Annotated in this window: 19 protein-coding genes; 9 read left to right on the top strand and 10 right to left on the bottom strand. The window is 58.6% G+C overall.

The features are described 5' to 3' along the window. Window positions 1-27 precede the first annotated feature (27 nt). The 4 genes from BN1137_RS14330 to BN1137_RS14315 form a co-directional block, all read right to left on the bottom strand. Window positions 28-1,113, bottom strand: a complete 1,086-nt coding sequence (locus BN1137_RS14330; RefSeq protein WP_050719263.1) for a polyamine ABC transporter substrate-binding protein — start codon at window positions 1,111-1,113, stop codon at window positions 28-30. 115 nt (window positions 1,114-1,228) lie between these two features. Then, window positions 1,229-2,326 carry an extracellular solute-binding protein gene (locus BN1137_RS14325; protein WP_050719262.1) on the bottom strand — a complete coding sequence of 366 codons (1,098 nt, stop codon included), beginning with the start codon at window positions 2,324-2,326 and terminating at the stop codon, window positions 1,229-1,231. 54 nt (window positions 2,327-2,380) lie between these two features. Then, on the bottom strand, window positions 2,381-3,742 hold the full coding sequence (locus tag BN1137_RS14320; protein ID WP_050719261.1) for an aspartate aminotransferase family protein: 1,362 nt from the start codon (window positions 3,740-3,742) through the stop codon (window positions 2,381-2,383). Window positions 3,743-3,965: 223 nt separating this feature from the next. Then, on the bottom strand, window positions 3,966-5,297 hold the full coding sequence (locus BN1137_RS14315; RefSeq protein ID WP_050719260.1) for a glutamine synthetase family protein: 1,332 nt from the start codon (window positions 5,295-5,297) through the stop codon (window positions 3,966-3,968). Between the two features lie 462 nt (window positions 5,298-5,759). On the opposite strand from BN1137_RS14315, the gene BN1137_RS14310 reads away from it, so the two are divergent. The 9 genes from BN1137_RS14310 to malZ all read left to right on the top strand — a co-directional run bounded on the left by BN1137_RS14310 (window position 5,760) and on the right by malZ (window position 14,106). After that, window positions 5,760-6,146: a TraR/DksA family transcriptional regulator gene (locus tag BN1137_RS14310; protein WP_050719259.1), complete on the top strand. Its 387-nt coding sequence runs from the start codon at window positions 5,760-5,762 to the stop codon at window positions 6,144-6,146. A gap of 51 nt (window positions 6,147-6,197) precedes the next feature. Next, the gene (locus BN1137_RS14305; RefSeq protein ID WP_050719258.1) at window positions 6,198-7,061 is read left to right on the top strand and encodes a type 2 periplasmic-binding domain-containing protein; all 864 of its coding nucleotides are present in this window, start codon (window positions 6,198-6,200) and stop codon (window positions 7,059-7,061) included. A gap of 99 nt (window positions 7,062-7,160) precedes the next feature. Then, window positions 7,161-7,610 (top strand): Mpo1 family 2-hydroxy fatty acid dioxygenase, encoded by a 450-nt coding sequence (locus tag BN1137_RS14300; RefSeq protein ID WP_050719257.1) that lies wholly within the window; start codon window positions 7,161-7,163, stop codon window positions 7,608-7,610. A gap of 17 nt (window positions 7,611-7,627) precedes the next feature. Continuing rightward, window positions 7,628-8,095 carry a CreA family protein gene (locus BN1137_RS14295; RefSeq protein WP_050719256.1) on the top strand — a complete coding sequence of 156 codons (468 nt, stop codon included), beginning with the start codon at window positions 7,628-7,630 and terminating at the stop codon, window positions 8,093-8,095. A gap of 77 nt (window positions 8,096-8,172) precedes the next feature. Then, the gene (locus BN1137_RS14290) at window positions 8,173-9,162 is read left to right on the top strand and encodes a 2-hydroxyacid dehydrogenase (protein ID WP_050719255.1); all 990 of its coding nucleotides are present in this window, start codon (window positions 8,173-8,175) and stop codon (window positions 9,160-9,162) included. Between the two features lie 105 nt (window positions 9,163-9,267). Then, window positions 9,268-10,629, top strand: coding sequence for a molecular chaperone (gene yegD, locus BN1137_RS14285; RefSeq protein ID WP_050719254.1), 1,362 nt, complete (start codon window positions 9,268-9,270; stop codon window positions 10,627-10,629). A 183-nt stretch (window positions 10,630-10,812) separates the two neighbouring features. After that, on the top strand, window positions 10,813-11,232 hold the full coding sequence (locus BN1137_RS14280; RefSeq protein WP_050719253.1) for an META domain-containing protein: 420 nt from the start codon (window positions 10,813-10,815) through the stop codon (window positions 11,230-11,232). An 80-nt stretch (window positions 11,233-11,312) separates the two neighbouring features. Next, window positions 11,313-12,161 carry an HDOD domain-containing protein gene (locus BN1137_RS14275; RefSeq protein WP_050719252.1) on the top strand — a complete coding sequence of 283 codons (849 nt, stop codon included), beginning with the start codon at window positions 11,313-11,315 and terminating at the stop codon, window positions 12,159-12,161. Window positions 12,162-12,276: 115 nt separating this feature from the next. After that, window positions 12,277-14,106 carry a maltodextrin glucosidase gene (gene malZ / locus BN1137_RS14270; protein ID WP_050719251.1) on the top strand — a complete coding sequence of 610 codons (1,830 nt, stop codon included), beginning with the start codon at window positions 12,277-12,279 and terminating at the stop codon, window positions 14,104-14,106. A gap of 137 nt (window positions 14,107-14,243) precedes the next feature. Here the strand turns inward: malZ and BN1137_RS14265 are convergent, their stop codons facing one another. From BN1137_RS14265 to BN1137_RS14240, 6 genes are all read right to left on the bottom strand, one after another. Further along, window positions 14,244-15,359, bottom strand: a complete 1,116-nt coding sequence (locus BN1137_RS14265) for a class I SAM-dependent methyltransferase (protein WP_083443463.1) — start codon at window positions 15,357-15,359, stop codon at window positions 14,244-14,246. Window positions 15,360-15,459: 100 nt separating this feature from the next. Next, the gene (locus tag BN1137_RS14260) at window positions 15,460-16,803 is read right to left on the bottom strand and encodes a DUF4910 domain-containing protein (protein ID WP_050719250.1); all 1,344 of its coding nucleotides are present in this window, start codon (window positions 16,801-16,803) and stop codon (window positions 15,460-15,462) included. Continuing rightward, complete coding sequence (locus tag BN1137_RS22050) at window positions 16,800-17,201, bottom strand: VOC family protein (protein WP_083443464.1); 402 nt, start codon at window positions 17,199-17,201, stop codon at window positions 16,800-16,802. Before BN1137_RS22050 ends, BN1137_RS14260 begins: the two co-directional genes overlap by 4 nt. Continuing rightward, entirely contained in the window at window positions 17,191-17,955 is a 765-nt protein-coding gene (locus tag BN1137_RS14250) for an AAC(3) family N-acetyltransferase (RefSeq protein WP_050719248.1), read from the bottom strand. Before BN1137_RS14250 ends, BN1137_RS22050 begins: the two co-directional genes overlap by 11 nt. Next, window positions 17,952-18,182, bottom strand: coding sequence for an acyl carrier protein (locus BN1137_RS14245; RefSeq protein ID WP_050719247.1), 231 nt, complete (start codon window positions 18,180-18,182; stop codon window positions 17,952-17,954). The genes BN1137_RS14250 and BN1137_RS14245 overlap by 4 nt, the downstream gene beginning before the upstream one ends. Beyond that, window positions 18,175-19,857, bottom strand: coding sequence for an HAD-IIIC family phosphatase (locus BN1137_RS14240; protein WP_050719246.1), 1,683 nt, complete (start codon window positions 19,855-19,857; stop codon window positions 18,175-18,177). The genes BN1137_RS14245 and BN1137_RS14240 overlap by 8 nt, the downstream gene beginning before the upstream one ends. Window positions 19,858-19,935: the final 78 nt, after the last annotated feature.

The following is a 19,935-nucleotide window of genomic DNA, read 5'->3' as shown; positions in this document are numbered from 1 at the left end:
TCTGGCGCCCCGGGGTGGGCGCCAAGGTTAGGTTCCGGACTTGATCTTGGTCCAACTCCGGGTGATCAGACGCTGCACCGAACGGGGATGTGCATCCTGCACATAGAGCCGCTCCAGCACCGCCTGAGGGGGATAAACTGACTCGTCATCGCGCACGCGCTTGTCCATGTATTCTCCCGCCTTGGTGTTGGGGTTGGCATACCCCACGTAGTCGCTCACCTTGGCGATCACTTGCGGCTCGAGAATATAGTTGATCAGGGCGTGTGCCTCTTTGACGTTGGTGGCATCGACCGGGATCGCCATCATGTCGAACCAGAGGTTGCCACCCTCCTTCGGGATGCTGTAGGAAATCTTGATGCCCTTGCCTGCTTCGTCGGCCCGGGCCGCCGCCTGCAGGATGTCGCCGGAGAAGCCGGCCGCCACACAGATGTCGCCGTTGGCGAGATCGCCGATGTACTTCGAAGAGTGGAAATAGGCCACATAGGGGCGCACCTTCAGCAGTTGCGCCTCGGCACGCTTGAGATCCGCCGGATCATGGCTGTTGGGGTTGAGCCCCAGGTAGTTCAGCGCCGCCGGGATCATCTCGTCGGCCGAGTCGAGGAAGGCGACCCCGCAACTTGACAGCTTCTTCATGTTTTCCGGCTCGAAGATGATGGCCCAGGAGTCAATCTTGTCGACCCCCAGCACCGCTTTCACCTTCTCGACGTTATAACCGATGCCGTTGGTACCCCACAGATAGGGCACGGCGTATTGATGACCCGGATCCACCTTGTCGAGCTGCTTGAGCAGCATGGGGTCCAGGTTGGCCATGTTCGGCAGCAGGGCGGGATCCAGCTTCTGGAAGGCCCCCGCCTTGATCTGCTTGGCCAGGAAATTATTGGAGGGCACGACCAGATCGTAACCGGTACGGCCGGTCAGCAGCTTGCCTTCCAGCGTCTCATTGGAGTCGAACACGTCGTAGACGGTCTGGATCCCGGTCTTCTGCTGGAAATCACTGAGAGTGGTGGTTCCGATATAATCGGACCAGTTGTAAAAATGAACCACAGGGGCTGCCTGGGTCAGATTTGCAAACCCCAGGGTCAGGGCCAGCGTAGCTATCTTGGTCGTGTGCACTTATCAGTCCTCATGGTGTGTGAATGCCAGTCGCGCATCCTTACGCGCCGTCCAACCTTGTCGGGTGGTCACCTCCCTCCCGGCCGAACTGCGGACCGGGAGGGGTATTCGTCACTTATTTACCCGATTTGATCTTGGTCCAGCTGCGGGTCATTACACGCTGTACTTTGGCCGGCAGCGCCGGGAAGGTATAGATTTTCGCCATGGTGGCCTCGGACGGGTAGACCCCTGGATCCGAGCTGATGGCCTTGTCCACAAACTGAGTGGAGACGCTATTGCCATTGGGCGCATGAATCTGGTTGGTGATGTTGGCGATCACCTCAGGCTTCATCAGATAGTTCAGGAAGATATGAGCCTCTTCCACGTTCTTCGCATCGGCCGGGATGGCCAGCATGTCGAAGAAGCTGCCCGCCCCCTCTTTCGGGATCACATAGGTCAGGTTGACGCCGTTCTTGGCCTCGACCGCCCGCGCCTTGGACTGTTGCAGGTCCATGGAATAACCCACCGCCACACAGATGTTGCCGTTGGCCAGATCCGAGATGTACTTGGAGGAGTGGAAGTAAGCCGTGTAGGGACGGATGGAGAGGAACAGCTCCTCCGCCTTCTTCAACTCATCCGGCTTCTGGCTGTTCGGATCAAAGCCCAGATACAGCAGGGCAGCCGGCAGCATTTCGGTCGGTGAGTCGAGGAAGGAGACGCCGCATTCCTTCAACTTGGCCATGTTCTCCGGCTTGAACACCAGATCCCAGGAGTCCAGCGGCGCATCCGCACCCAGCACCGCCTTCACCTTGTCGATGTTATAGGCGTAGCCGATGGTGCCCCACAGATAGGGTGCCGAGAACTGGTTACCCGGATCGCTCGGCTCGAGTGCCTTGAGCAAAGAGGTATCCAGGTTTTTCCAGTTGGAGATTTTGGACCTGTCCAGCTTCTGGAAGACGCCTGCCTGGATCTGCTTGGCCAGGAAGGAGTTCGATGGCACTACGATGTCATAACCCGAACTGCCCGCCAGCAACTTGGCTTCCAGCACCTCGTTGCTGTCGAACACGTCATAAATGACCTTGATGCCCGTCTCTTTCTGGAAGTCTTCCAGGGTATTTGGCGCGATGTAATCGCTCCAGTTATAGACGTGCAGCACCTTCTCGTCGGCCATCGCCCCGGTACTCATCATGACCAGCGCCACGGAAGCAGCCATCATTCCCTTTTTAAAAGACATAGTCCTTGTCTCCTAAGCAAATTGTATGCGTAAGCCAATCTGCCTGGTTTCAGCCTATTCCTGCAGCTTTGCCGCCGTCAGATCCAGACTGAGCCTGGCCAGTTTGACCAATTCATCTACCTGTTCCTCGGTGATCACCAAGGGGGGCGATATGATCATGGTATCGCCGACCGCCCTCATCACCAAGCCATTGTTAAAGCAGAACTCCCGACAGGTCATCCCCGCCTGTTGATGGGCTGGGAAGCGGCGCTTGGTCTGCTTGTCCTGCACTATTTCCAACGCGGCGACCAGCCCTTTACCCCGGGTTTCTCCCACCAGCGGGTGATCGGCCAATTCGCTCCAGCGACGTTGCAAATAGGGGCCGATGTTATCATGAATTCGCTTAACTATGCTTTCGCTCTGCATAAGGGTAATGTTGGCGATCGCCACGGCGCAGGCCACCGGATGACCGGAATAGGTGAAGCCGTGATTGAACTCGCCCCCCTCTTCCACCAGCACCTTGGCGACCCTGTCACCGACCATCACGGCCCCCATCGGCAGGTAGCCGGAGGTGATGCCCTTGGCTAGACACATCAGATCCGGTTTGATGCCGAAATCTTCGCTGGCGAACCAGTGACCGGTGCGACCGAAACCGCAGATCACCTCGTCGGCGATGAGCAGGATGCCGTACTTGTCGCAGATACGCTGAATCTCGGGCCAGTAGCTGTCGGGCGGAATGATGACGCCGCCGGCGCCCTGAATGGGTTCACCGATGAAGGCGGCCACCTTGTCCACCCCCAGTTCCTGGATCTTCAGCTCGAGCTGACGGGCACGCTCCAGGCCGAACTCGTGGGCGCTCATTCCCTCCCCTTCACCGAAGTGATAGGGCTGGTCGATGTGCACTATGCCGGGGATCGGCAGACCGCCCTGAGCGTGCATGCCTTTCATCCCACCCAGGCTGGCACCGGCCACGGTCGAGCCGTGATAGGCATTGTGGCGACTGATGATCACCTGCTTGTCCGGTTGCCCCTTGCTGGCCCAGTAGTGGCGCACCATGCGCAGCACAGTATCGTTGCACTCGGAGCCCGAGCCGGTGAAGAAAACGTGGTTGAGATGGGCCGGCGTGATCTCGGCCAGCAGGGTCGCCAGCTCGGCGGCGGGCGGATGGCTGGTCTGGAAGAACAGGTTGTAATAGGGCAGTTGCTGCATCTGTTTGGTGGCGGCATCCACCAGTTCCTGGCGGCCGTAGCCCATGTTGACGCACCACAGGCCCGCCATCCCGTCCAGGATGCGGCGCCCTTCGGAGTCTTCCAGGTAGACGCCCTCGGCCTTGGTGATGATGCGGCTGCCCTTCTTGTTCAGGGCTTGAAAGTCACTAAAAGGGTGCAGATGGTGGCTGGCATCCAATTGCTGCCACTCACGGGTAGTATGCTGCATTACTTGCTCCTCGGTTCCATCGATTTAAGCAGTATTCGTTTATGAATCAATAAGGTGGCAGGTAACCATCGATATTGAGCGGGAGAGGCTCGTTGGCCTCCGCGCACGGCCATGCACGGGCGGTATCTGGCCCAGTGCGCGGCGCGTTCTTGTCACGATGAGGGAGAGGCCGGTATCAGCCTCTCCCCAGGCAGGGGGTGCGTGCACCTTGCACGCACCGGTATCAGACGTTCAACAGCAGGAATTCCCGCTCCCAACGGCTGATCACCCCGAAGTAGGTCTCGTACTCCTTGCGCTTGACCGCGACGAAGGCACGAATGAAGCGCTCCCCCAACATCTCCTTGATGGGTTCACACTGCTCCAGGTGGCTCAGGGCCTCCTCCAGCGAGCGGGGCAGGCTGTAGGGCAGGTCATAGGCGCTCGACTTCATCTCCTGCAGCGGCTCCAGCTTCTCCATCATGCCGAGGTAACCACAGGCCAGGGTCGCAGCCAATGCCAGGTAGGGATTGGCGTCAGCCCCGGCGAAGCGGTTCTCGACCCGACGGGCGCTCGCCTCGGAGAAGGGCACTCGCAACCCGCAGGTACGGTTTTCCACGCCCCACTGCACGTTGCGTGGCGCGCTCTCGCCGAAGGTGAGGCGGCGGTAGGAGTTGACGTTCGGTGCCAGCAGCGCGGTCACCGCCGGGGTGTATTTTTGCAGCCCGGCGATGAAGTGCATGAACTGCTCGGTATTGCCGCCATTGTCCGTGCCAAACAGGTTACGGCCTTCGGCATCCTCCAGGCTCTGGTGGATGTGCATGGCAGAGCCCGGCTCGTCACTCATGGGCTTGGCCATGAAGGTGGCATAGATGCCGTGCTTGTGCGCCGCTTCGCGCATGGTGCGCTTGAACAGGAACACCTGATCCGCCAGATCGATGGGGTCACCGTGCAGGAAGTTGATCTCCATCTGGGCGGCACCTGATTCGTGGATCAGGGTATCGACCTCCAGCTCCTGCGCTTCGCAGTAGTCGTACATGTCCTCGAAGATGGGGTCGAATTCGTTGACCGCATCGATGCTGAACGACTGACGGGCAGTCTCGGGGCGGCCGTTACGGCCCACCGGCGGCACCAGCGGATAGTCGGGGTCTTCGTTGCGCTTGACCAGATAGAATTCGAGCTCGGGGGCCACCACCGGCTTCCAGCCCTGCTTCTCATAAAATGACAGGACCCGACGCAGCACGGAACGCGGCGCGATGTCGATGAGCTTGCCATTGATGTCGAAACAGTCGTGGATCACCTGAGCGGTTGGCTCCAGCGCCCAGGGCACGAAACGAATGGTGTTGGGATCGGGATAGAGCTGCATGTCCCGCTCCAGCGGGTCAATCATGCTGTCGTCATCCGGATACTCGCCGGTCACCGTCTGGGTGAAGATGACCTCGGGTAGCCGCATGCCCCCTTCGCGCAAAAACTTATTGGCTGGAATGATCTTGCCTCGGGCATTACCGGTGAAATCCGGAAACAGGCACTCCACTTCCGTGATGCGATTGCTCTCCATCCAGCCCTTGATACTGTCCATGTTAAACCCCGACTCTACGGTTGTCATTGGCAAGGGTGTCTAATATAAGGAACACCATTGTTAAGAAATTGTAATCGACCACACCATAAAAGCCCGTGATAATGGCCTTTGTCAAGCGGTGGTGTTTAAAAAACTATAAACAATGGCCTATATAATGACCACGCCGGCACCAAATACTAAACACCTTGTAGCGCAATCAACTCACTGCAAGCCCAATGCCAACGGCGGGTTGCGCAGGGTAAGTTCTCAGTCAGAGCCTGTCGGAAAAGGGCCATTTCTTTGCAAGGGCGCACAATCCTTACCCAAGATGCTTTGCAGGCCTGCATTTTTTTGGTACAAGGCCCGCCCTGATTTGCACTCTCCTGCATGGATTTGGTGCAAATCGGGATGCAGGGGCTTGGTCTGCACGCAGACAGCCCCCATAAATAGGGAAAATTGGGAAACTGACTGGTAGTAAACCATATGTGTGATTTCATGACTGAAGACCAACTGGCCTTTTACAAGGGTCAGATCGAGCGACAAATTGTCGAGCTTGAAGAACGTCTCAACTCCCAAGCCAGCCAGGCCATTGCCACCGATACCAACGAGATGGCTGATGAAATTGACCGTGCCAGCATCGAGGAGGCCCGCCGTCTGGAGCTGAATCGCATCGAGCACGACAAGCTGCATCTGCGCAAGCTGCGAGGGGCGTTGAAACGCATCAATGAAGGGGAGTTTGGCTACTGCGAATCCTGCGGTGACGAGATTTCTCTCAAGCGGTTGCAGGCTCGTCCTGAGTCCCGTTTCTGCGTCGAGTGTCAGAGCACCAAGGAATTCAACGATACCCACGTGTTCCGTCGCGTCGCCTGATTCTTCTGATAGACTCCGGGCAAGTCCCGGAATCTATCAGGAGAGCAGAGAGTGAAATGGCTCATCAAGCTGTGTTTGTGCCTGCCGCTGCTGGCACAAGCACAGACTCTCACCGTCAAGGTCCCCAGCCGACCGATCAACGATCTCGATAACGAATATCAGCTCAAGCTGCTGGAGCTGGCACTCAACCGTGCCGAGCAGCCCTTCAAGCTGGAACGGGTCGAACTCAATCTCAATCAATTCAGCCTGCAGCAAGAGCTGCGCAAGGGCAAAACCATCAATGTGTTCTGGATGGGCACCTCCAGCACCCTCGAATCCTTCCTCATCCCGGTTCCCATCCCGCTGTTTCGCGGCCTGGAAGGACTGAGGATCTCCCTCATCCACAGCGATGCCCAAGAGAAGTTCAACCAGGTGAACTCCCTGGCTGACCTCAAGAACATGAAAGCCGCCCAGGGCGTCGGCTGGGCCGACAACAAGATCCTGGAGCATGCAGGCATTCCGACCTATGCGGGCCGATACAGCAACCTGTTCCGCCTGATCAACGACGGCGACAAGCTCGACTTCTTCCCCCGTGGTCTGGTGGAAGTCTTCGCCGAACACCGCGAGCTGCTCGGCCAGTACCCCAATCTCGTCGTCGAACAACACCTGTTGCTGCGCTACCCCTTCGCCGAATTCTTCTTCGTCAGCCCGACGGAGCCCAAGCTGGCCAAGGCGATCCAGACCGGGCTGGAGCGGGCCTATGCCGATGGCAGCTTCATGCAGTTCTTCCGCGACAATCCCAGGATCCGCGAGGCCCTGGCCAGCGCCAACCTGGCGCAGCGATTGACCATACCGCTGGTCAATCCGGACATGACCCCCTTGCTCAGGAGCATTCCGGCCCAATATTGGGATTATCCGCCCCAGCAGGGGCAGTGATAACGCCGATGCACAGCCTCGTAATCACGGATCACAGGCCTCTGAACCTCGCAAGGACAGCGGGGAATTTGTTTCAACCACAAGCACCAGGGAGGTGCCATGAAACGACTCGATGAATGGTTCAGCGACTACGGCCAGAGCCACCGCCACCCGGTCAACGTGGCGATCCACAAGGTGGCGGTGCCCGGTATCTACCTGTGCGGGCTCGCCTTACTGTGGTGCCTGCCTCGAGGGCCGCTGCCGCTTGGGCTCAACTGGGCGATGGTGGCGGCCATCCCGGTGCTGCTGTTCTACCTGCGCCTGTCACGCCCCCTGTTTTGGGGCATGGCGGGGCTCACCGGACTTGGGCTGATTGCCTGTGCGCTGTGGCGCGGGCCTCTGCTGCTGCCGGCGCTAATCGGTTTCGGGCTGCTCTGGATAGCTCAGTTTGTCGGCCACAAGATCGAGGGCAAACGCCCCTCCTTCCTCACCGACCTGCAATTTCTGCTGATTGGCCCCGCCTGGGTGCTGGCCAGTCTCTATAGTCGTTTGGGCCTTCCCTACAGATGAGGCCAGGAGGAATCTCAATGTCCTATGCTCGTATCCTGCTACCGCTGATGGCCGCGCTGCTCGCCGGCCCCGCTCTCGCGGACAAGGCCGATCCCATCGGCGAGGTGAGTACCGCCTTCCAGCTGGTCGGCCCCAACCACAAGATAGTGATCGAGGCGTTCGATGATCCCAAGATCGACGGCGTCGCCTGCTATCTGGCGCGTCCCAAGACCGGGGGCGTCAAGGGCGGGCTGGGGCTGGCCGAAGATCCCTCCCACGCATCGCTCTCCTGCCACCAGACGGGCCCCATCACCCTGCCTGCCAAGCTGAAGGCAGGGGAAGAGGTGTTCGACGTCAGCACCTCGCTGGTGTTCAAGGAGCAGAAAGTGGTGCGTTTTTACGACGAAAAGCGTAACGCCCTGGTTTATCTGACTTACAGCACCAAATTGGTGGATGGCTCCTATAAAAGCGCAGTGAGCGCGGTTCCCATCATGCCCTGGGGCTAAATCCCCACAATTTATCCCGTGATGAAGGCCAGCGGTTGTTGTAATTTAACCACATCGAAATCTGCGGAGAGCGCACCATGAAAGTCGCCGTGTTCAGTACCAAGAGTTATGACAAGGAACACTTCAATCAGGCCAACAGCCAGTATGGCTTCGAGCTGGAGTTCTTCGACGTGCGGCTGGAAGCCAAGACCGCCCGTCTCGCCCACCAGTTCCCCGTGGTCTGCCTGTTCGTCAACGACGATGCCGACCGTGAGGTACTGACCGAGCTGGCCGCCAACGGCACCAAGGTGATCGCCCTGCGCTGCGCCGGTTACAACAACGTGGATCTGGTCGCCGCCAAGGAGCTGGGGCTGAAAGTGGTGCGGGTGCCAGCCTACTCCCCTGAGGCGGTAGCCGAGCACGCGGTCGGCCTGATGATGACCCTCAACCGCCGCATCCATAAGGCCTATCAGCGCACCCGCGATGCCAACTTCTCGCTGGAAGGGCTGGTCGGCTTCAACATGCACGGCCGCACCGCCGGCATCGTCGGCACCGGCAAGATCGGCATCGCCACCCTGCGCATCCTCAAGGGCTTTGGCATGCGGCTGCTGGTGAGCGATCCCTATCCGAACCAGGCGGCGCTGGATCTCGGCGCCGAGTACGTGGATCTCGACACCCTGTTCCGCCAGTCCGACGTCATCAGCCTGCACTGCCCGCTGTTCAAGGAGAACTACCACCTGCTGAACAAGGAAGCCTTCGCCAAGATGAAGGACGGGGTGATGATCATCAACACCAGCCGGGGTGGCCTGCTCGACTCCAACGCCGCCATAGAGGCGCTCAAAACCTCCCGCATCGGCGCGCTGGGGCTGGACGTGTACGAGGAGGAGGAAGATCTCTTCTTCGAGGACAAGTCCAACGAGGTGATCACCGATGATGTGTTCCGCCGCCTCTCCGCCTGCCACAACGTGCTGTTCACCGGTCACCAGGCCTTCCTGACCCGCGAAGCGCTGCACGCCATCGCCGACACGACGTTGAGCAATATCAAGGCCATCGAGCAGCAGGGCCGCAGCGACAACGAAGTAGAGTGATCCCCACTCGGCCGCCACGGCAGCAATAAACGTGGCGCCGGGTTGTGAGACCCGGCGCCATCGGGTAGGCTACCAGCCCTTTTTTGCTCAGGAGTCTGGCTGCCCATGTTTATCGGATTTGATTACGGTACCTCCAACTGTGCCGTTGCCGTGATGGAACAAGGCAGCCCCCGGCTGCTGACCCTGTGCGGCTCCCACTATCTGCCCTCCACCCTGCACGCTCCCCACCGAGATGCCATCGCCGGCCTCTTGGCCGAAGGGCTGGCCCCTGCCCAGCAGACCGAATACCTCAAGCTGCGCGGCCCTGTGGTGACCCGTGCCCAGGCGGTACGCCGCCAGATGCGCGAAGAGGGGCTGATCGACGAACTCAGCTTCGGCGGCGCGGCGCTTGAGCGCTATCTGGAAGAGCCGGACGACGGTTACTACATCAAGTCGCCAAAATCCTTCCTCGGCGCCTATGGCCTCAAGGCTCCCCAGATCGCCCTGTTCGAAGACATCGTCTGCGCCATGATGCTGCACGTGCGCCGTGAGGCGGAGCAACAGCTCGGCGAGCCGGTGCGCCGCGCCGTCATCGGCCGCCCGGTCAACTTCCAGGGGCTGGCCGGGGAAGAGAGCAACCGCCAGGCCATCGCCATCCTGACCGAGGCGGCGCGCCTCGCCGGCTTCGAGCAGGTGGAGTTTCTGTATGAGCCGGTGGCGGCCGGTTTCGAGTTCGAGGCACGCCTGCACGAGGATGCGGTGGTGCTGGTGGTGGATATCGGCGGCGGCACCACCGACTGCTCCATGCTGCGCATGGGCCCGAGCCACCGCGAGCGGCTGGATCGCAGCGGCGATCTGCTCGGTCACAGCGGCCAGCGGGTCGGCGGTAACGACTTCGATATCCGCCTGACGGTGGAGGGCATGATGCCGCTGCTCGGCATGCACGAGACCCTCAAGACCGGCAAGCCGCTGCCCCACCCGCTGTTCTGGGACGCAGCCGCCATCAACGACGTCAGCGCCCAGAGCCGTTTCTACAGCCTGGATACCGCCCGTCAGCTGCAGGATCTGCAACTCGACAGCCAGCCTGGCAGCAAGCTAGCTCGCCTCGCCAGCCTGCGGGCCCACAAGTTAAGCCACCAGCTGGTGTGGCGCGCCGAGCAGGGCAAGATCGCGCTCTCCGACCATGAGCTCAATCACCAGACTCTGAGTGAACTGGAGAAGGGGCTGGAGGCGGAGCTCAGCCGCGCGCAACTGGCATCCGCCTCGGCGCCGCTGCTGGAGAAGATCGGCGAGCTGATGGATCAGGCCATCGCCGCGGCCGGGGTACAACCGGATCGGATCTTCGTCACCGGCGGTAGCGCCAAGTCGCCGCTGATTGCCGCCTACATTCGCCAGAAGTTGCCGACCATTCCGCTGGAAGGCGGCGATGACTTCGGCTCGGTGGCCTCGGGCCTTGCCCGTTATGCCGATCGGCTGTTCAATAGCTGACACATCAGCCCCGGACTGAGCCTCTTGCGCCAGCAGTGAGGCTCAATCTGGCCGAGTGTTGCCATTTACCGACACCCCCCGGGCCATGAGGGCGACAGAAGCAGACGGGATCCCCCGCCACTGCCCTGCCCCGCAGGCGCCGCCGGGGGTATGCTTGTCGCTCCCATCACCGGAGCCCCTTCAATGCCCAGATTTCTGCTACTGCTGCTCGCCTTGCTCCTGCTCAGCGCCTGCAGCAGTACTCCTGTCTTCGTCCAGCAAGACTTGCAGCACCACCACTGGGTGCTCAGCAAACTGGATGGTCAGCCCGTCCCCGGCAACCGCAGCAATCCACCCGATATCGAAATTGGCGAGCACTTCACCGTCAACGGCATCGCCGGCTGCAACCGCTACTTCGGCCAGGGCCACCTCAAGCACGACAGATTCTGGGTCACCAGCCTCGGCAGCACGGCCATGGCCTGCCAGCCGCAACTCGATCAGATAGAGCAGGCGGTGCTCGCCACCCTGACCGAAGGCGCCACCCTGAGCGGGACTCCGAAGACGCTGATTTTGGAAGGAAAGCGGCATCGTTTGGAATACCAGCTGCGGGACTGGGTGTTCTAGTAGGCTCCAGGGCTCACGAAACCAGAGTCCATACAGGAACAAGTGGTCAGGCTGTGGCACAATATGAGGCACTGTTCGCAATGGAGGCTGCCTCAGCCATGTCGATGGATCGCCTGTTTGACCAGATCAAGCAACTGCCCACAATCCCGCAGCTACTGCACGAGCTGATGCAGAGTTTCAGTGACGAGAATGCCCGCATCGACGAGATAGCGGCCAAGATCGCCATGGATCAGGTCATCAGCGTCAAGGTGCTGCGGATGGCCAACTCGGCCGCCCTGCGGCGGGGCAACGAGGTCACCTCCATCGAACAGGCGGTGATCCGGCTCGGTTTCAACCGGCTGCGCTCCGTGGTGGTCGCCTCCGGCATCATCAGCAGCTTCAAGGCTCCCCCCAGCTTCGACAAGAACCGCTTCTGGACCCAGACCTTCCAGATCGCCACCATAGCCCGCACCCTGGCCCAGCAGACCAAGGCTCTGGATGCGGAGACCGCCTTCACCTGCGCCCTCATCCACAACATCGGCGAACTGCTGATCCAGAGCACCTTGCCGACAGAGGCCGAGCTCATCAACCTGGCCATCGAGAATGGCAGCAGCCGGGTCGAGGCGCAGCGGGAGATGCTGGGCTATGACTATGCCCAGCTCGGCGCCGAGCTGGCGCGGCGCTGGAACCTGTCGGAAGCCTTCGTCGACGCCATCGCCCAGCAGCTGGACCCGCTCTCCTATCAGCCAGTCAGCAAGGAGGCGGTGCTGATCCGGCTCGCCGTGTTCGTCTCCTTCGCCTGGCATGCCGGGGTGCCGGCCCAGGCCATCATAGCGCGCTTCCCCAAGCCGCTGGCCGATGAGCTCGGGCTGGATCCTGCTACCCTGGCGGGTCAGCTCGAACAGCTGCACGAGCAGGGCAATGCCCTCGCCGACCTGCTGACCCAGTAGACACGTGGCCGAGCGACCAGAGCGGGCCACGGCCCGGCTCATGCTGGTCGCCCGGTACACCCGTAAATGAACCGGGTAATACGGCCCTCGCCGACCCTCTGACGCAGTAGACAAGATGACGCATCCTTTCCTGTTTCACCCCCAGGTGGCACCCTGGTTCAAAGAGAGTGCCGACACCCTGTTGCTCACCCTGTTCAGCGAGCTGGACGCCCCGATCCGCGCGGTGTGGCTGCGCCATGAGCCGGACAACGAGGAATATCTGCTAGCCATGCGCCCGGTCTCGACCCGGGACAGGTTGCAGGTGTGGCAAGTCGAACTGCCGCTCGCCAAAGGCCAGGACATCCATCTCTACTGCTTCAAGTGCCTCACCGACGAGCAGCAGTGGTGGCTGCACGGCGCCGGCGTCAGCGCCACCATACCGCCGCGCGAGCAGCATTTTCGCTTCAACAGCCTGCATCAGCCGCCGACCTGGGTGCAGGATCAGGTGTTCTACCAGATCTTCCCCGACCGCTTCTGCAACGGCGATCCCTCCCTCAGCGTGCAACACCACGAATACGAGTACCGGGGCAAGGCCGTCATCAGCAAGCGCTGGGGCGAGCCGGTCAGCCGCCACGAGGAGGGTCACGCCGCCTGCGAATTCTACGGCGGCGATCTGGCGGGGATCGATGCCAAGCTGCACTACCTGCAGTCTCTGGGCATCACGGCGCTCTACCTCAACCCCATCTTCGACTCGCCGAGCAACCACAAATACGACACCCAGGACTATTTCAAGGTGGATGCGCACCTCGGCACCAACGCACAGTTCGCCGAGCTGACCCGCAACCTGCACCAGCGCGGCATGAGGATCATCCTGGACGCCGTGGTCAACCACACCTCCACCGAGCACCCCTGGTTCTGCCCGCCACTCGGCGCCCAGCAGAATCCGGACTCCCCCTGGCGCAGCTTCTACACCTTCGATGCAGAAGGGGATTATGTCAGCTGGAAGGGTATTCGCAGCTTGCCCAAACTGGATTTCTCCAGCGAGCAGGTGCAAGACGCTGTTTATCGTGCCGATAACGCCATCCTGCGCTATTGGATGCGTTCTCCTTACCAGATCGATGGCTGGCGCTTCGATGTCATCCACATGCTGGGAGAGCGCGGCTCGGCCATCGGCAACAGCGGCCATGTGCGCGCCATTCGCGGCGCGGTGAAGCAGGAGAACCCGGACGCCTATGTGCTGGGGGAACACTTCTTCGAGGCGAGCCAATGGCTGCAGGGGGATCAGGAGGACGGCGCCATGAACTACTACGGTTTCGCCCACCCCATCCGCGCCTTCCTGGCGGGGCAGGACATCGCCTACCACCCCATCAAGATCAGCGCCGAAGAGCTCGACAGCTGGCTCAAGCTGGCGCGCGCCCATATCCCGTTCAAGAACCAGCTGGCCCAGTTCAACCTGCTGGACAGCCACGACACCGCCCGCTTCCTGCACCTGCTGGGGGAAGACAAGCAGCGCATGGCCTTGGCCGCGACGCTGCTCATCACCTACATCGGCGTGCCGTCCATCTACTACGGCGACGAGGTGGGCCTCTCGGGTGGCAACGATCCGGACTGCCGCCGTTGCTTCCCCTGGGACAGCACCGACTGGGATCACGTGCTGCACGATCACTACCGCCGCCTGATCCAGCTACGCAAACAGCGGCCCGCCCTGCGCCGGGGGGACATCCAGACCCTCTACGCCGGCCCTCACAGCTACGTGTTTGCCCGCACCCTGCAAAGCGATCAGGTGGTGGTGGCCTGCAACCGCCACCCCACCGAGCCGCGCACCATCAGCCTGCCGCTGTGGCAGACCGCCAGCCCCGCCAACCGCTTCACCGACGCCTTCAACGGCGACAAGTTCGAGGTGGTGCAGGGTCAGTTGCAGCTCACGGTCCCGGCCAACTCGGCCAGGGTGCTGCTGTCGAGCTAACCAAGCCAGAGACCATGAAATAAATGGCGGGATCTATCCCGCCATTTATTTCATACAGATTTAAATTGCCTATCAGTAAAATAAAAATGATTTACTGAACTTCACCCTGACGATTCTCGCCACTCTTATGTTTTAAATCAGGCATCACTAAACACCTCGACATGATCATATGTGATGCCGTGAGTCTTCATTGTTTCAAATATTTCCTTGTAGAAACTTGACGCAATAACCAGATTACTGACATGCCTATTACGAATCCCTTCAAAATAACTCACTTTGAGATTCACACCAGGCATAGTGCGATCTGCTTTGTTCTTATCACCATCTACAATGATGATACTGGTACTATCCAAAACCTCTTTATCAACTCCATTCAACAAAATAACGGACGCAGAACCTGCCCCCCACCAAACGACACTGCCTGCCTTTCTAAGGAAATTATTGACTCTCTTGCGAGAGGCATCACACCGCTGTTTGAATATCGCGAGATTATCGATATAACTTTCTTTCTCAAAGATCACATCAATTTCGTTATAGCGTGTATTTTCGGTCTTAACAAAGACAACCCTTAAACTGTCATTTTCAACACAGTGATATATTATTTTAAGGTTATTGTCACGAGCCAAAATTTGCATAAAGTAAATGTTATAGTAGAAGAGATGTTGCACATGGAAACCACCAAAATCTGGGACCTCAATGACAATTCTTCCGGTATCGTTCAATGTTTCAGACATTAATCTAAAGATAAAGAAGGGGTCTTCAAAATGCTCAAACACATGCATCAAATAATAGCCATCTACCTTGTCCTGAACATGACTTACATTAAAGTAACCTTTTATGACGTTTAACCCCAACCCCTTTGCAGTGTCTGCTTGGGGACCAGGCTCAATCCCTGTTACATTGGAGAAACCGATCTCGCCAAGCTTTTTCAGCAAATAGCCTTCTGAACAGCCAATCTCTAGTATTCTTTCATCTTTGTCGAAATGGCTTGTGATGGCATCAATCATGCCGTCATACTTAGAGGTGCCAATATTGCTCAGCGGGGAAATATATAGATAGTTGTCATATATTTCCGTTAACTCTTCCGATGACAATTTCTTGGATGCAAACCCCACCAAACAATCCTTGCAAGCACTGACCTGCAGCTCCGCAACCTTGACCGGGAATTCACCAGAGTATGCGGATAAAACGGTTGGCATCTTGCGCTCAAGAAAAACCAATGTGTTATCACCGTGACAATATGGACATCTCATGACCCTCTCCTACATATATGACTAGGGTTGATGGAACAAGGTTGATTGATTGAATCATCTCTGGACTTACACCCGACATCAGGCAACGAGGTGCCTAATGTCAGCGGCGACTACACCTGCGCAGTACCCCTGCATCGAGAAGCGTTCTGGCCAAGGGCTCGACCCGCCAAAACGGTACATTGATGATCTCGGCAATCTCAAACAGGCTCATATGGCCATCACTGTACGCCAGCAAGTTCATCATATCCCGCACCTGCGCGCCGGAATCACGTGTAGATAGATTAGGATAGAGGCCACGTCGCCCCAATTGGGGTTCGCCCAATACGGTGGCCTCATAGCAGTCATCCAACTCCAGACACTCGATTGCCCGTCGCAACGCCAGGAAGCTATCCGCCAGACCCCGTGGTGTGACCAGGGTAAGGTCATCCAAAGAGGTGTGATACTCGGCATAACAACCGTATTTGCTGCGCATCATGGTGGTGACAGGCAGGTCTATGCCAGGGGCACATAGCTGGCGTTCATTGGAGCCCCGGTCAAGATAGCTATACACCATATAATCAGGTGCGATATGACCCAGTACATGGCGACCAATGCAATCTGCCCGCGTATTTCCTTGCCGGGAGGGCAGGAATGAATAGCACCGCTCATCCCCCATGCAGGTCAGATTAAAACCGGCCAACGTGTGAGACTTGAGATGCTCCAGATGACGAGAGAGATAGACTATAGCCCCAATTGTCTCTGGAACAAGCATCAATCGGTAGCTGTAGCGTCGCTTGGGCAAGGAGGCAAGCCAAGCCATCAAAAACACCCCTACGCCTGGGCCGGACAGCTCATTGTTGGCCATGGAGGGATGGCAAACATAGCTGGATAACAAGACCTCCTGCTCACTCTCCCCTGGCAATACCCACTCGGCATAAGTCAGTGAGCCTGGTTGCAAGCTGGTATCGATCACAACCTCATAATTTCCCTCCGGTAACGCTTCCCGCACATTATGGGGTAAACAAAAGCCCCAACGACGCTGGTAATAAGACGTGATATAGGGGATAGCATCCGGTAATTCGGGCAATGAATGCAGATATGGCTGCAATTCTGCTAGCGATAGGGTACAACGCACCGGTTCAGAGTAACCGACCAGATGCAAGTTGCTGTCCTGGAGGTCAACGACCTTGCGTCCGTCAGGCCCTACGATATAAGCCTGTCTTACATTCCACTCATCGGGCACTGTCCAGTCGAAGCATGTGGTTCCGCTTTCCACCTCGTGAATTGTCAGATCAGGCAAGCAGTGTTGGCGAATCAAGGCCAGTGTTTGCCGAACCCCCTCACCAGTCAGGCTGCGATTGAGTGGGAACAGCAAGGTTAACAATCGATGCAGCTGTTCACCGAGTTGAGTCTGATCGTCCCAGTCTGTGGGAAGATAACCACTGGTATGTATTGTTGTTGTCATGCAACCTCCTCAATCAGCTCAACAATATGGCCCAAGGGGCTGAGAAAGAACTGGACATGGGCCCCTCCAAAAGCCACTGCAGGCTGACTGGGTCCGAGAGGAAGATGACGCTGAGTTCGCAACCGCTCTGCGCTGGTAACGAGACTGACCACCCGATAAGCCAGATGATTGAGTACATTGCGCCGGGTCTTCAGCACCTGGGTCACCGGGCTATTTTCTCCCGCAGGCGCGACTAACTCATAACAAATGCCGGCTTCATCGTAACCAAACTGAACCCATACATTTTGCAGCGGATCGAGCACCGCAGCCGAAAAGCGAGTCAGCCCCAGCACATCGCGGCAGTAACGCTCTCCACTGGCCAGGTCCGGAACAACCAGTCCAATGTGGTCAAATAGCATGGGAGAGTCCCCCTGCACGGATAAGGGCATAGGGTTCACTCGCTATCAATTCCTTTGCGGCTGAAATAAAGTCACGGCAGGAGACGGTCCAGACCGGTACTCGCTGACACAGCGCCTGGCGCCACACACCACGCTCCTGCAACAAGGCCACCAGTCGGGAGAGGTCGATCTCGCTGGCCAGCGTCAGATCGCGCACATAGTAGTCGGCCTGCCACTCCCGTAACCGATCATCTGTTCGCACCTGCCCAGCAAATGCCTTGTGATAGCGGTAGGAGACGGCCAGCCGTTGCTCTACATAATGGGTGAAGGTAATGCGATCAGGGTGACAGCCTAGGCCCAGCAGCCAGCCATCCTGTTCCGCCAACCAGCCAAACGGGCTCTCCTCGCCGAAACAGTCGTGACACTCCCGGGCCACCAGCGTAGCTCCCTGTGGGCCGCTAATCGCCATGCTGAAGATGGGATCCAGCGTACGCACCACGCCTTCACGCTGCCGGAACAACTCCGTCATCAACCCCACCTTGCTCGGGGTCACAGCAGGATCAAAGCACTCTACCGCCATCGGGCTGTAGGTGAACGTCGGCACCAGCAGATGCCCGCCCAGCCACTGTTCGAGGTATGTCCAGAAGGCGTTGATGCCCGCACCGTTGCCCATGCCGGCAAACTGGGCTACCACCATGGCATCCGAGTGCACCATCAGGGCTCCTCCTTTGGGGATACCCAGCTCGGTCAGTGCCTGTTCGAGAGCCTGTTTCACACGGCAACCCCTTTGCGCAGCAGGGCTTCTCTGATGTCAGCCAAGCTTTTAAGTTCGGCCAGCTCATTCGGTTCGAAACGGACGTTATAATGCTGCTCGACCAACAACAGCAGGTTGAAGTGACCAAGGGAGTCCCACTCAGGAACGCTGCCGAGGCCGAGATCGGCCTGCTCGTTGATGTTGGCCTGAGGAAATTGCTGGCTCACCAGTGTGATAAGGTCATTCATTAGCATAAAACTCCAAAAATGGGAGAGAAAGAGAGGTGAGATCCAGACTGAGGAAAACCTCGTCCACCAGCGGCACCAATCCCGCTGGAGTGGTTATCGGCCGGGTTGGCAGAGTCGCCAGAAAATCCCGCGCTGGCTGATTGCGCTCTGTGGCAACCAAGCTAATGACCAGCTCTGCAGTGCCTTGCGCCAGCAATTGGCTTGCCAATTGTTTCAGTAACCAGTATTCGAAACCGCGCCCCAGCACCCGGCAACTGATGGCCAGGGTATCCAGCAGTGCACTTCCGTCATCGAGAGGACGCACCACCAGCAGGGCCGTCATGCCATGCTCGGCAAACTTGTCCTGCAGTGATGCCAGCCAGACCTCCCCCCCTTCGCTGGCCAATCGCGTCAGCTCTCCTGCCTGATAGCGACGGGAAGACAGGTTGAACTGATTGGTCTTCTGGCTGAGCTGTTCGGCTCGCAACTGATTGCTTTGGGAAAGTGGCTGCCAGCCGGCATGCAGTGCCAGTTGATGCAGGAAGGCGTGCTCATCGCCCAGTTGCTGGCGCACCGCCTCTGCCTGAACCTGTGCCTGATAGGAGTGCTGGCGCAGGCTGTCATCATGGCTCTGATGGCGACTACACAGCTCTGGCAGTGTCATCAGCGCCTCCGGCCACTCCCAGATTTCGGCCGGGGGCGTAACCACCATCACCTCGGGACAATTGGCCCGGACTTCAGCACGCTCCAGCTCGCTGTCATCCCAGAATACCAAGCTGTCCAGTCCGACATTGAGCCGCACTGCCAACCACCGCAATCCTTGTGACTTCGGCTCCCAGCCGATCTCTGCGGCAGCGATGTGATGACGTTCAAGCACCATGCCCTGGTGCTCATCGAACAGTCGCCATACATCGCCGGCCAGATTCTTGGAGCAGAGCGCCAGCATGATGCCCCGTTCATGCCAGTAATGGGCCGCCTGCTGAAAAGCTTGGTAGAGACGTCCCATCCCGTCCTGCCCCAGCAGCACACCACTTACCCCGTCTTCGCCAACTACGCCACCCCATAGGGTATTATCGCAATCGAGCACTAGCACCTTGTGAGCGGGGCGATGCAAACGCAGCAGCAGGGGATCAATCCAAGCGGCCAGACTGGCTAAGCCGGCCATGGAGAAAGGGCAGGACATCAGATAGAGGTTGCGGTTATCAAAGCAGTGATGACGGCCATGATGTTGCAACCAGAGCGGTAAGTGCAGGTCGCCCAATCCAAGATGCTGCAGCCGCAAGTGGGCAAGCTGGTGCTCGAATTCACGGGCCAGATAAGCAAGCATGGAGGGTGCGGTGCCAAATACGGAGGCAGGGGCGCGACTGCAGACCCCGACCAACAGATGGTCCTGCGGGCGGAGCTGCAGATGCTGCAACAGGGGCTGGCAGAGTGACTCGACAAAGGTGGCCACGGCCAGCAGCTGATCCCCTTCAGCCAAACGACTCCACGTTATCAGCTTCTGGGCAGGCACCAGATCTTCCCACAGCCAGATGATGATATGAGTTTGGGAGGCGACCTCTTTAGATGGATTCATCAGGGTTTGCAGCCACTGGCCATGGGGTGCGACCTGTACCTCGCCATGGGCCGACAACAATCGCCAGGCCAAATTGCCAGGCATCAAGAATGAACTGCCACTGAGATGAATCGTCATCATGACTTCCCTTGTTTCGCTATCGGCGCCATCCAGATTGCAATGGCATGGCTGGATCGTCTTTGATCCTACTGAAAAATA

Origin of the sequence: Aeromonas tecta (assembly GCF_000820185.1) — a bacterium.
Taxonomy (GTDB): Bacteria; Pseudomonadota; Gammaproteobacteria; order Enterobacterales; family Aeromonadaceae; genus Aeromonas; species Aeromonas tecta.
Note: the sequence above shows the minus strand (reverse complement) of the source record. Positions and strands in the feature narration are given on the sequence as shown.